Raw genomic sequence first — 12,752 nt, 5'->3', positions numbered from 1 at the left:
CGGATGCGACGAAGGGAAAGGAGGGCAACGCCATGACCACCCGATCAGGGCCGCAGGACGACCGGGCCGATCCGGGCCTGGCCGCGATCATGGGCGAGCGGCGCCAGTTGATCAATCTCGCCTATCGGCTCCTCGGCTCCCTGGCCGAGGCCGAGGACGTCGTCCAGGAGACCTACGCGCGCTGGTACGCCATGTCCCGGCAGCGGCAGGAGGCCATCGAGTCGCCCGGCGCCTGGCTGACGAAGGTCGCCGGTCGCATCTGCCTGGACGTGCTCGGCTCGGCACGGGCCCGGCGGGAGAGCTATGTGGGCGAATGGATCCCCGAGCCGCTGCCCGACCCCAAGGAGTGGATCTCCGGGCGGCCGGGCGGCGCCACGGCGGACCCGGCCGACCGGGTCACCCTCGACGAGTCGGTCAACATGGCGTTCCTGGTCGTGCTGGAGTCGATGACGCCGGCCGAGCGCGTCGCGTTCATCCTGCACGACGTCTTCCGCTACTCCTTCGCCGAAGTGGGGGAGATCGTCGGCCGTACCCCGGCGGCGTGCCGCCAGTTGGCCTCCTCGGCCCGGCGTCGCATCCGCGGGACCCAGGCCGCCGCTACTCCGGCGGCCAGGCAGGCCGGCATCGTCAGGGACTTCAAGCGGGCCTGGGAGGCCAAGGACATCGAAGCCCTGGTCAGGCTCCTCGACCCCGGCGCCAGGGTGACCGCCGACGGCGGCGGCGTGGTCAGCGCCGTGCCGCGCCCGGTCGAAGGCGGCGAGCGCATCGCGCGCCTGTTCTTGGAGATCGCCGCCGTGATCCCCGAACTGACGATCCTGGAGCGTACGGTCAACGGCCGGCCCGGCCTGGTCGCCCAGCGGGACGGCGTCACCGTGACGGTGGCGGCGTTCGACGTCGCCGGCGACCGGATCCAGCACATCTGGGCGGTACGCAACCCCGACAAGCTCCGGCCCTGGACGGCGAACCGGGAGCACTAGCGTTGGCGGCCTGTCCCCGGCGCGCCGTGTCCGCCGTGGAGAAGGCGCAGCGATGCCGGTGCGCCGGGGCGCGGGCGGGAGGGTTGACGCTCCCTTCGGTTCATGGCGACAATGTGGGCGCAATATCCGTTGGGCGGAATCGGGCGGCACCCGCGCCCTCGACGGGTACTCATCTCGATCGTCATCGACGTGGTCGGCGCCCGTGTTCCGGAAAGGGTCTCGTTGCGCTCGTCCGCGCTTGGACATGGCCAGGGTCTCTCCCTGCGGATACTTCTGCTGACCGTCATCGCGTCTCTCGCGCTCGTCGTCCCGGCGACGCCGGCCGAGGCCCATGGGCAGCTCGCCCTGTCGGTGCCGGCCAAGGACGCCACGGTCACCGAGCCGCTGGACGCGGTCTCGCTGTACTTCACCGAGAAGCCGCTGTCGTACGCGTACTTCACCGTCACCGCCCCGGACGGCGCACGGATCGACCGGCACTGGTCGCACGGCGAGCCGCGGCGGCTCGACGAGCCGATCAGAGAGTTCTTCCTGGTCAACGGCTCCTGGGAGCCGCACCTGTACCACGACGGGTACCAGGCGCGCATACCCGTGGCGCACTGGCCGGGCAAGGGCGTCTACACCGCGCACTACTGGACCGTCGCCTCGGACGGAGACCAGGTGCGGGGAGAGGTCCGGTTCACCTACGCGGGCAGGCGCACCACGCCGCCCAAGGGCTGGGAGCCCCCCGTCGACACGCCCAGCGCCGCCCTGCTGGCCGCCGCCGGCGTGCAGGACACGGCCGTCGGCCCGAGGCCAGGCCAGACGCCGGCCGGCACACCGTCGGCCGCCGCACCGTCGGAGGGCACGTCAGCGGCCGGCTGCACGCCGAGGACCATGCCCGAGACCGGCTGTGACAACGGCCCCACGTCGCAGGAGCCGGTCGCCGCCACCACGCCGGGCGCCGGCACCCCGCCGGGCGCCGCGGCGGAGCCGTCCGCGTCCAGCGGCGTGGACGTGCTGGTGTGGCTGCTGCCCGCCCTGCTCGTCGTGGGAGTGGCCGTCATGGTGGCGCGGGCCGCGCGGCCCCGGCCGGACGGCCGGTCGGCGCCGGGCAAACCCGCCGGTCCGGGTAAGGGGGCCGGTCCGCGCCGTCCCGCCGGTCCGGGGAAACGTGCCGGTCCCGGCCGTTCCGCCGCCGCGCCACGTGCCCGGCGCCGCTGACCCGGATGACGCCCGTTCCGCACCAGGAGTACGACGTGAGACCTCTCCCTGCCCGCATCCGCCCCTTTCCCGTCGCCGCCCTGCTCGTGGCGGCGCTGCTGTTCCTGACGGCGTGCGGCGGGGCGCAGGCCCCCGCCCCGACGACCGTCAAGCAGATCGCGGTGGCCATCAGCAAGCGGACCGTGACGCCCCCTCCGTCGCGGATCGACGTGGCCAAGGGCCAGACGGTGCGGATCACCGTCACCAGCGACGTGGCCGACCAGGCCCATGTGCACGGCTACGACAAGGCGGCCGACCTCAAGCCGGGCAGCCCGGCGACGATCGAGTTCGTGGCCGACCAGAGCGGCCTGTTCGAGGTGGAGACCCACGGGCAGGAACTGCAGCTCTTCCAGCTTCTGGTGCGTTAGGAGTCCCCGGGTGCTCCCGCTGGCCCATGGCATCGGAGGCCGTCAGGACCTGCCGATCCCCTTCCCGGCCGCGATGGCCGGCGCCGTCCTGGCGTTGCTGGTGTCCTTCGCCGCGCTCGGCGCGCTGTGGACCGAGCCGCGGCTCGCCGGCGCGCTCCGGTACGCCCGTCCGGTGTCCGCGGGCGTGCGGAGTCTGGTGAGCCTGCCGGCATGGCGGTGGTCCTGGCGGGTGGCCGGGCTTCTCGCGGCGGCGTACTTCTGCCTGGGCCTGCTGTTCGGTCCCGACCGCTCGGCCAACCCGACGGCGGGGGTGTTCTACGTCCTGTTCTGGGTGGGCCTCATCCCGCTGTCTCTGCTGTTCGGCCCGATCTGGCGGACGCTGAATCCCTTGCGTACGCTGCATCTGCTGGCGTGCTCCGCGCTCGGGCGCGACCCGCGCCGCGGCGTGCGGCCGCTTCCGGACCGGCTCGGGTACTGGCCCGCCGCCGCCGGTCTGCTCGCCTTCACCTGGCTGGAGCTGGTCGCCCCCGAGCGGGCCACCTTGCCGGTCATCGGCGCCTGGCTGGCCGTGTACTGCGTCGCCATGCTCGCGGGGGCGGCGGTCTTCGGTTCCGGCTGGTTCGACAAGGGCGACGCCTTCGAGGCCTACAGCGGCCTCATCGGCCGCCTGGCCCCCGTCGGCCGGAATGCCGACGGCACGCTCACCTGGCGCAACCCGCTGCACGGGATGGCCGGACTGGAGCCGGCGCCGGGCCTGACGACCCTGGTGGTGCTGTTGCTCGGGTCCACCATGTACGACAGCCTCTCCAACGCGCCGTTCTGGGTGCGGTTCGTGCAGGAGAGCCCGCTGCCCGCGCCGTTGCCGGGCACCGCCGGCCTGATCGTCGTCATCGGCCTGGTGCTGGCGGCCTACCTCGGGGCCACCGCGCTGGCCGGGCGCTGGGGCGGTGCGGCGCCCGGGACCACGGCGGGCGAACTGGCCCACTCCATCGTGCCGATCGCCGTCGGTTACCTGGTCGCCCACTACTTCACACTGCTGCTGCTCGAAGGCCAGCGGACCATCTCGCTGCTCTCCGACCCACTGGTCACCGGGGCCGACTGGCTCGGCACGGCCGGGTGGAAGGTCAGCGCGGCCGGCACGAGCCCTGCGGCGATCGCCATGCTCCAGGTCACGGTGATCGTCCTCGGCCACGTCATGGGCACCGTGCTCGCCCACGACCGCGCGCTGACCCTGTTCCCGCGCCGCACCGCCGTCAAGGGGCAGGTCCCGCTCCTGGTCCTGATGGTGGCCTACACGGTGACCGGTCTGCTGCTGCTGTTCGCCGCCTGACGTCATAGGACGCGAGTCACGGCAATCTGCGACATGTGCGGTGACCGCGACTGTGGGACGATGCATGGCGTCATGCACGCCAACGTGCCGTTGAGACTCGCGCGGGCGGCGGCCTTCGCCGTCGTGTGCCTGACGCTTGCCTCGGTGGCGCACTGGTTCGCGGGTGGTTCGGCCCCCGAGCCGCGGGCGTTGCTGCCGGGCGGGCTGGTCGTCATGGCGGTCACCGCGGCGCTGGCCGGCCGGGAACGCTCGCCGGCGGCCGTGACCGGGCTGCTGCTGGCCGCCCAGGCGTTCCTGCACCAGGCGCTCGGCCCGGCCGACGCCGCGCCCGTCCCGCTCCACCCCCACCACCTGGACGCCCTGCCGCATGAACCCGGCCTGGGCGTCGGCGTGGGCATGATCGTCGCCCACACGACCGCGGCGCTGGTCACCGGATGGTGGCTGTCGCGTGGTGAGACGGCGCTGTGGTCGCTGCTGCGCGCCCTCGGCGCCTTCGCGGTGCGCCGCCTGGCGGCGCTGCTGCTTCTGCTGCGGCGCGAGGCGTCGCCCGGGGCGCCCGCCGTGCGCTTGCGCCGGCCCCCGGCCGTCCTGTGTTCCCCGCGCGAGCGCGTCCTGCGGCACGTGGTCGTGCGGCGAGGTCCCCCGGTTCTCCCCGTCTTGTGAGTCCTCAGCGCGCCGGCATCCGCCGCGGCGCGTCCCTTCGCGCATCTCCAGACCCCTTGCGCGTTCACCGAGACAACGGAGAATCCCCATGCCTTCCACGGCCATCTACCGGCGGGCGGTCGCCGTCACCGCCGGCGCGCTCGCCCTCACCGTGGGCCTGGCGCTGCCCGCGCTGGCGCACGTCACGATCAACCCCGGCACCGCCGAGAAGGGCGGCTGGACCAAGCTCGCCTTCCGGGTGCCCAACGAGCGGGACAAGGAGTCGACCACCAAGCTGGAGGTGCGGTTCCCCACCGACCATCCGCTCCCGTTCGTCTCGGTACGCCCGGTTCCCGGCTGGGATGCCAAGCTGACCCGGGGCAAGCTGCCCCAGCCGGTGGTCTCCGACGACGGCGACAAGGTCACCGAGTCCGTCCTGAAGATCACTTGGACCGGCGGGAAGATCGAGCCGGGCCAGTTCCAGGAGTTCGAGGTGTCGGTCGGCCCGCTGCCCAAGGACGTCGATGAGCTGCTGTTCCCGACCGTCCAGACCTACTCCGGCGGCGAGGTCGTCACCTGGGGGGACATGCCGAAGGCGGACGGCTCGGAGGCCGAGCACCCCGTGCCGGCGCTCAAGCTGGTGGCCGCCGCCGAGCAGGCCGGCGACGGCCACTCCGCGAGCTCCTCGCGGTCGGCCGCCGCCCCGGCCGGGCCCTCGGTGACGCCCGCCGGGGCCGCCGCCTCCGCCCCGGCCGCCGGGCCGGACGGCACCGCCCGGGTGCTCGCCATCCTCGGCATCGTCATCGGCCTGCTCGGCGCCGGCCTCGCCGTGGCCGCACGGCGCCGTTCACGCGCCTGACGGCGCCGCCGGCCGCAGCGGGGTCACGCGCCGGCGGGGACGGGGGCACGCTCCCGTACCGCCGGCGCGTGACCCCACGCCCCGTTTCCTCACCCGGGAGTCCCCGTGCGATCCCTCATCATCCGAACGCTGCTGCTCTGTGCCTCCGTCGTGCTGCTGGTCCTGCCGGCCGCGCCGGCCCTGGCGCACGACAGCCTCAAGAGCAGCTCCCCGGCCAAGAACGCCGTCGTCGACGGCCTGGACCAGATCGAGCTGGAGTTCAGCGCGCACGTCAGCTTCCCCGTCGTGATCCTGCACGACGCGGCCGGACGACGCTACGAGTCCGGCGCTCCGCGCGCCGACGGCCCCAAGGTCGTGGAGAAGGTCGCCGGGCCGCTGCCCTCGGGCGCCTACGTCATCGCCTGGCGCATCGTCTCCTCCGACGGCCACCCGGTGGAGGGGGAGATCCCCTTCACCGTCCGATCCACCGCGACCGGCGCCGCCGCGCCGCCCCCGGCCACCGCGACCCCGGGACCGTCCACGGCGAACGCCCCGGCCACGGGCGGCTCGGCCCCCGCGGCATCGGAGCAGGGCGTGTCCGCGTGGGTGTGGGGCGCCCCGATCGCCCTGGTGGTCATCCTGGCGGTGCTGCTGTTGCTCGGCAGGCGCAAGGGCGCTCAGGACGCGGCCCGCCCCGATGCCGCCGCCGAGGACGACTGACGGCCGACCCCCCTCACCGCTCGCCGAGTGTCCGGGCGCCGGGCTCACACCCCCGCGTCCGGACGCAACGCGTGTGAGCACCGCATGAGACCGTCCGTGAGCGTCTTCAGGGTCGTGTCGTCGACGTCGGCCAGCATGGTCGCCTCGATGGCGTCGAGCGAGCGGTCGCAGCGTCTGAGCAGGGACAGGCCCTTGCGGGTGAGACGGGCGCACAGCACCCGGCCGCCGTCCGGGTGCGGGTCGCGGCGGATCACCTCGCGCTGTTCCAGGTCGCGGATGACGAGGTTCATCGCCTGCGGCGTGACGAAGGCGATGCGGGCCAGCTCCGCCGACGACAACCCCTCGCGCATGCGCAGTTCGCTGAGCGCCATGTACTCCGTCGTGGTGACGCCGTGCCGCGCCAGCGCCTCGTCCAGGCCCGCTCGAATGCGGCGTTCCAGACGGAACACCAGATAGCTCAGGCGGGGGACGGATGCGGCCGACCGGGACGCCCCGGGGATACGGCGGGCGGTCACCGAACGACCATACCGCGTGTCCATCGGATGTAAGTTTCGTGTCCTATATCAAGGCACTTTATAACAAGCCACTTGATAAGCAGGGCCAAGGCATCGCTCCGGGGTGCTGGTGGTGTGCGTTCTCGCGTCGTCATCTTGACCGCCGATCCGGGCCGCGTCTATTTTCCACCCGCCGAGCCCGATGTCTCCGTGAGACCGGCGCCGCCGGTTCGAGCCGTCGAGCAGGGACCAAGCCCGCACACCGACATTAGGAGAGCGGATGACACGATTGAGCGCGATACTGAGCATGGCCTGCGCGGCGCTGCTCTACGCCGCCGTCGCCCTGGTGCTGCCCCACCAGGCCGCCGCGGCCACCCTGACCGAGGTGACCGGCTTCGGCTCCAACCCCGGCAACCTGCGCATGCACCTGTACGTGCCGAACAACGCGCAGGCGAACCCCGCCATCGTGCTGGCCATGCACCCGTGCGGCGGCTCCGGACCGGGGTTCTACTCCTCCAGCGAGTTCGCCTCGCTCGCCGACCGGTACGGCTTCGTGGTGATCTACCCGTCGGCGTCGAAGAAGGCCAACTGCTTCGACAACTGGTCCGAGGCCTCGAAGGTGCGCGGCGGGCAGACCGACCCGGTGTCGCTGATGTCCATGGTGACCTACGTGGAGCAGCAGTACCACGGCGACCCGAACCGGGTGTTCGCCACCGGCAGCTCCTCGGGCGCCATGATGACCAACGCCATGCTGGCCCTGTACCCCGAGGTGTTCAAGGCGGGCGCGGCGTTCATGGGCGTGCCGTTCACCTGCTTCCCCAACGAGGCCGCCTACCAGCCCGGCGGCAACTCGGCGCCGTGCGTCGGCAAGACCGCCCAGCAGTGGGGCGATTTGGCGCGCAACGCCAACCCGAGCTACCGGGGACCGTGGCCGCGCATGCAGCTGTGGCACGGCACCGCCGACAACGTCGTCGCCTACTCCGAGCTGGAGGAGGAGATCAAGCAGTGGACCAACGTCAACGGCGTGAGCCAGACGCCGACCAGCACTGACACCCCGCAGTCCGGTTGGAGCCGGCGCCGCTACGCCGACTCCTCCGGCAGCGTGCGGGTCGAGGCGTACACCATCCAGGGCGCGGGCCACAGCCTCCCGGCGGGCGGCATGGCGGCCGTCGCCATCCAGTTCTTCGGCCTCAACGGCACCTCGCCCTCCCCCACCCCCACGCCGACCCCGACCGTCACGCCGACCCCGACGCCGACCCCGACGGTCACCCCGACCCCGACCCCGACTCCCACTCCGACCCCCAGCGTCACCCCGACCAACGCTCCGTGCCGGGTCGCCTACACCACCAACGGCTGGAACAACGGGTTCACCGCCAACCTCACCGTCACCAACAGCGGCGCCTCCGCCGTCAACGGCTGGACGGTGACCTGGACCTGGCCCGGCAACCAGCAGGTCACCAACGCGTGGAACGCCGCGATCACGCAGTCCGGCACGCAGGTCACGGCGCGCAACGCGAGCTACAACGCCACCATCCCCGCCGGCGGGAACACCAGTTTCGGCTTCCAGGCGAGCTTCAACGGCACCAACACGGCGCCGAGCCAGTTCGCACTCAACGGCACCGTCTGCGCCCGGGTGTAGCCCGGGCAACGCGCTCACCCGGCGGTGCCGGGTGAGCGTCGTGCGAGTGCCACCTCTTCCGCGTTCACCGGCGAGCGCGGAAGAGGTGGCACCGGCGACGTGTAAGTTTCATCGACGTTCACGTGCGAGTCGCGGAGCCACCCGGTCTGTCAGCGTTCACCGCGGGACGGGTGGCGGCCCCGGGGCCGGCACGTCGCCGCCTGTGGCGACCGTGCGGGGTGGTGGAGGCCCTTCGGCGGGGGCGGGTTTCCCTCGCGGCGGGCCGGCCCGCGGGACGGCCCGGCCGATCTCGGGCGCCATTGACTTCACCAAAACGATCGCTCACTATGTCACGTAACTTACTGGACACGAGAACGAAACCTCCCGAGCCACTGGTTTTTCGTCCCACGCAGGTTCAGCACAGGCGCGCGGCCGGAGAACCGCTGCAACCGGGTGGGCGGTGAATAGCACCGAACAACAGAAACATCCCCGATCGAAGCCATACGAATGTTAGCGCTCACATCGCATGGAAACCCTCGTCGGCCACATCGGCGGGAATTCTCTCCGTAAACAGCATACGTACGATGACAAACCCGATGTTAGCGCTAACAGACTTTTTCAGGCGGAGACGGAAGTACGAGCACCACCTTGAGGACCCATCGTGCGCGACCGATGGCCTTGCGTGACGGAGCGGCCCACCCCCAGCCGGCCGCCCGGTCCGACATCGAAGGAGGAAGCATTGGCCACCACTGGTGAGGTCCGACGAGCCTTCACATGGAGACGCGGCTGGCGGTCGCTGCTCGCCATTCTCGCCACGGCCATCCTGGCCGGCTCCATGCTCGCGATCGGCACGACGACGGCGTCGGCGGCGACCGTCGACACCACCGCCTGGTACGTGCTGGTCAACCGCAACAGCGGCAAGGCGCTGGACGTGTACGGCGCGTCGACCGCCGACGGGGCGCGCATCACCCAGTGGACGCGCAACGACGGCAACAACCAGCAGTGGCAGTTCGTCGACTCCGGCAGCGGCTACTACCGGCTGAAGTCCCGCCTGTCGGGCAAGGTGCTGGACGTCTACAACCTCTCGACCGCCGACGGCGCCAACATCGTCCAGTGGACCGACGGCAACGGCACCAACCAGCAGTTCCGCCTCGCCGACTCCGACAGCGGCTACATCCGCCTGATCAACCGCAACAGCAACAAGGTCGTCGAAGTCCAGGGCGCCTCCACCGCCGACGGCGGCAACGTCGTCCAGTACAGCGACTGGAACGGCACCAACCAGCAGTGGCAACTCGTCAAACTCGGCGGCGGCACCAACCCCACGCCCACTCCGACCGCGACCCCCACTCCCACGCCGACGCCCACCGGGCCGACGGGCCAGTACAACAACCCCGTGGTCTGGCAGGACTTCGCCGACGGTGACATCATTCGGGTCGGCGACGCGTACTACTACTCGGCCTCGACCATGCACTACTCGCCCGGAGCGCCGATCCTGCGCTCCTACGACCTGGTGAACTGGGAGTACGCGGGTCACTCGGTGCCGAGCCTCGCCTTCGACTCGAACGCCTACGACCTGAACGGCGGACGGGCGTACGTGAAGGGCATCTGGGCCTCGGCGTTCAACTACCGGCCCAGCAACAGCACCTACTACTGGATCGGCTGCACCGAGTTCAACCGCACCTACGTCTACACGGCCTCGGCGGTGGACGGCGCCTGGTCCAAGCGGTCGCGGATCAACAACTGCTACTACGACGCCGGTCTGCTGGTCGACGACAACGACACCATGTACGTCGCCTACGGCAACAGCACCCTCAGCGTCGCGCAACTGTCCTCCGACGGCCTCAGCGAGGTGCGCCACCAGCAGGTGTTCACCACGCCGTCGAGCGTCGGCACGCTGGAGGGCTCGCGCTTCTACAAGCGGGGCGGCTACTACTACATCTGGGTGACCCGCCCGGCCAACGGCCAGTACGTGCTGCGCTCGACCAGCCCGTGGGGGCCGTACGAGATGCGCCAGGTGCTGCTGAACATGCCGAGCCCGATCTCCGGCGGCGGGGTGCCGCACCAGGGTGGTCTGGTGCAGACCCAGAACGGCGCCTGGTACTACATGGCGTTCGTCGACGCCTACCCCGGAGGCCGGGTACCGGCGCTGGCGCCGATCTCGTGGAGCTCCGACGGGTGGCCGTCGGTGCAGACCGTGAACGGTGGCTGGGGCGCCACCTATCCCAAGCCGGCGATCTCCACGACCAAGACCGTCAAGTCGATGATCGGCCCGGACACCTTCACCACGAGCGCGCTCGACCCGCGGTGGGAGTGGAACCACAACCCCGACAACAGCAAGTGGTCGTCCGGCAGCGGGCTGCGGCTGCAGACCGCGACCGTGACCAACGACCTGTACAACGCGCGTAACACCCTGACCCACCGCATCCAGGGGCCCTCGTCCACAGCGACGATCGAGCTGGACTACTCCACGATGAGCAACGGCGACCGGGCGGGCCTGGCCATGCTCCGCGACTCCTCGGCGTGGATCGGGGTCAGACGCGACAACGGGCAGACCCGGGTGTCCATGACCAACGGCCTGAGCATGGACGGCAACTGGAACACCACCGGCACCGGCACCGACGCCGCGAGCGCGGCGATCTCCGGCGGGAGGATCTGGCTGCGGGTCAACGCCGACATCCGCCCGGGCTCGGGGCGGCAGGCCCGCTTCTCCTACAGCACGGACGGAACCAACTTCACCACCCTGGGCCCGGCGTTCACGCTGAACAACGCCTGGCAGTTCTTCATGGGCTACCGGTTCGCGATGTTCAACTACGCCACCCAGGCCCTCGGCGGGTCGGTGACCGTACGGCGATTCGACCTGACCACCCCATGACGGAGAGGCACCGGACGGGCGACGGCCCGTCCGGCTCCACCGGCATCGTCCGGTACGACGAAGGAAGCGGCGCCGGCCGGCAGTGACGACCCGTCCCCTTGGACGGACGGCACGGCGGCGGTCCGCCTCGCAGAGCTCGGGCCGGTCCGAACTCCCTCCGGGCCGGCCCGTACGCGGGCCGTCCGCCGTCACCCCCCGCGCGGCGCCGCCCGTTCCGCCTTCGGAGCGGGCGCGTCCGCACACGTGAAAAGGAGCGACCCTTGGATACCAAGAACGGGACCCCACCCCCGTTTCAACCCGACCCCGCCCCGCGTCCGGCACGGATGCGCAGGAGCGTGGCGGCCGCCTTCGCGATGGTGGCCACACTCTTCGTCGGCCTGCTTGTGGGCCTCGGACCGACCACCGTCGCGAACGCGGCGAGCGTCGACACCACCGCCTGGTACGTGCTGGTCAACCGCAACAGCGGCAAGGCGCTGGACGTGTACGGCGCGTCGACCGCCGACGGGGCGCGCATCGCCCAGTGGACACGTAACGACGGCAACAACCAGCAGTGGCAGTTCGTCGACTCAGGCGGCGGCTACTACCGGCTGAAGTCCCGCCTGTCGGGCAAGGTGCTGGACGTCTACAACTTCTCCACGGCCGACGGCGCCAACATCGTGCAGTGGACCGACGGCAACGGCACCAACCAGCAGTTCCGCCTCGCCGACTCCGACAGCGGCTACATCCGCCTGATCAACCGCAACAGCAACAAGGTCGTCGAGGTCCAGGGCGCCTCCACCGCCGACGGCGGCAACGTCGTCCAGTACAGCGACTGGAACGGCACCAACCAGCAGTGGCAACTCGTCAAGCTGGGCGGCGGCACCAACCCCACGCCGACTCCCACCGTCACCCCCACGCCGACGCCGACCGGCACGTGCAACCTGCCGTCGTCGTACCGGTGGACGTCGACCGGGGCGCTGGCGCAGCCGAAGTCGGGCTGGGTGTCGTTGAAGGACTTCACCAACGTCGTCTACAACGGCAAGCACCTGGTCTACGCCACCACCCACGACAACGGCTCCAGCTGGGGCTCGATGGCGTTCAGCACGTTCACCAACTGGTCGGACATGGGTTCGGCGACTCAGACCGGGATGAACTCGGGCACCGTGGCGCCGACATTGTTCTACTTCGCGCCGAAGAACATCTGGGTGCTGGCCTACCAGTGGGGCGGCACGGCGTTCTCCTACCGCACCTCCAGCGATCCCACCAACCCCAACGGCTGGTCGGGGGCGCAGACGCTGTCCACCGCGAGCATCTCCGGCTCCGGTACCGGGCCGATCGACCAGACGCTGATCGGTGACGGCCAGAACATGTACCTGTTCTTCGCCGGTGACAACGGCAAGATCTACCGGCAGAGCATGCCGATCGGGAACTTCCCCGGCAGCTTCGGCGGCACCTACACCCAGATCATGAGCGACTCGACCAACAACCTGTTCGAGGCGGTCGAGGTCTACAAGCTGCAGAACCAGAACAAGTACCTCATGATCGTCGAGGCGATCGGCTCGCAGGGACGCTACTTCCGGTCCTTCACCGCCGACAGCCTCAGCGGCTCCTGGACGCCCAACGCCGCCAGCGAGAGCAACCCCTTCGCCGGCAAGGCCAACAGCGGTGCGACCTG

The 12,752-nt window shown here is 70.9% G+C and carries 11 protein-coding genes; 10 read left to right on the top strand and 1 reads right to left on the bottom strand.

Translation table 11 applies throughout. From position 1 onward, the window contains the following. The first annotated feature begins 32 nt into the window (after positions 1-32). From sigJ to ABZU32_RS06550, 7 genes are all read left to right on the top strand, one after another. A complete protein-coding gene (gene sigJ, locus ABZU32_RS06580; RefSeq protein WP_354918059.1) occupies positions 33-977 on the top strand; it encodes an RNA polymerase sigma factor SigJ in 945 nt (314 codons plus the stop codon). A 222-nt stretch (positions 978-1,199) separates the two neighbouring features. Continuing rightward, entirely contained in the window at positions 1,200-2,177 is a 978-nt protein-coding gene (locus tag ABZU32_RS06575) for a copper resistance protein CopC (protein WP_354918056.1), read from the top strand. Between the two features lie 35 nt (positions 2,178-2,212). Continuing rightward, positions 2,213-2,584: a hypothetical protein gene (locus ABZU32_RS06570; protein WP_354918053.1), complete on the top strand. Its 372-nt coding sequence runs from the start codon at positions 2,213-2,215 to the stop codon at positions 2,582-2,584. A 10-nt stretch (positions 2,585-2,594) separates the two neighbouring features. Continuing rightward, a complete protein-coding gene (locus ABZU32_RS06565; RefSeq protein WP_354918050.1) occupies positions 2,595-3,914 on the top strand; it encodes a hypothetical protein in 1,320 nt (439 codons plus the stop codon). Positions 3,915-3,974: 60 nt separating this feature from the next. Continuing rightward, a complete protein-coding gene (locus tag ABZU32_RS06560) occupies positions 3,975-4,577 on the top strand; it encodes an MFS transporter (protein WP_354918047.1) in 603 nt (200 codons plus the stop codon). A gap of 88 nt (positions 4,578-4,665) precedes the next feature. Next, the gene (locus ABZU32_RS06555; protein WP_354918044.1) at positions 4,666-5,415 is read left to right on the top strand and encodes a YcnI family protein; all 750 of its coding nucleotides are present in this window, start codon (positions 4,666-4,668) and stop codon (positions 5,413-5,415) included. A gap of 105 nt (positions 5,416-5,520) precedes the next feature. Further along, the gene (locus ABZU32_RS06550; RefSeq protein WP_354918041.1) at positions 5,521-6,114 is read left to right on the top strand and encodes a copper resistance protein CopC; all 594 of its coding nucleotides are present in this window, start codon (positions 5,521-5,523) and stop codon (positions 6,112-6,114) included. Between the two features lie 44 nt (positions 6,115-6,158). Here the strand turns inward: ABZU32_RS06550 and ABZU32_RS06545 are convergent, their stop codons facing one another. After that, positions 6,159-6,629, bottom strand: coding sequence for a MarR family transcriptional regulator (locus ABZU32_RS06545; RefSeq protein ID WP_354842932.1), 471 nt, complete (start codon positions 6,627-6,629; stop codon positions 6,159-6,161). 259 nt (positions 6,630-6,888) lie between these two features. On the opposite strand from ABZU32_RS06545, the gene ABZU32_RS06540 reads away from it, so the two are divergent. The 3 genes from ABZU32_RS06540 to ABZU32_RS06530 all read left to right on the top strand — a co-directional run. Then, positions 6,889-8,247 (top strand): PHB depolymerase family esterase, encoded by a 1,359-nt coding sequence (locus ABZU32_RS06540; RefSeq protein ID WP_354918038.1) that lies wholly within the window; start codon positions 6,889-6,891, stop codon positions 8,245-8,247. A 718-nt stretch (positions 8,248-8,965) separates the two neighbouring features. Further along, a complete protein-coding gene (locus ABZU32_RS06535) occupies positions 8,966-11,098 on the top strand; it encodes a family 43 glycosylhydrolase (protein WP_354918035.1) in 2,133 nt (710 codons plus the stop codon). A 353-nt stretch (positions 11,099-11,451) separates the two neighbouring features. Next, positions 11,452-12,752: non-reducing end alpha-L-arabinofuranosidase family hydrolase (locus tag ABZU32_RS06530; RefSeq protein ID WP_354918708.1), on the top strand; the 1,301-nt coding region annotated here is incomplete at its 3' end.

Source organism: Sphaerisporangium sp. NPDC005288, from assembly GCF_040607475.1.
Classification (GTDB): domain Bacteria; phylum Actinomycetota; class Actinomycetes; order Streptosporangiales; family Streptosporangiaceae; genus Sphaerisporangium; species Sphaerisporangium rhizosphaerae.
This window is presented reverse-complemented; position numbering and strand designations above follow the sequence as displayed.

Bases quoted from the DNA above. Each gene is read 5' to 3' on its own strand.
- sigJ (WP_354918059.1), top strand. From the start codon at position 33: ATGACCACCCGATCAGGGCCGCAGGACGACCGGGCCGATCCGGGCCTG.
- ABZU32_RS06560 (WP_354918047.1), top strand. From the start codon at position 3,975: ATGCATGGCGTCATGCACGCCAACGTGCCGTTGAGACTCGCGCGGGCG.
- ABZU32_RS06555 (WP_354918044.1), top strand. From the start codon at position 4,666: ATGCCTTCCACGGCCATCTACCGGCGGGCGGTCGCCGTCACCGCCGGC.
- ABZU32_RS06540 (WP_354918038.1), top strand. From the start codon at position 6,889: ATGACACGATTGAGCGCGATACTGAGCATGGCCTGCGCGGCGCTGCTC.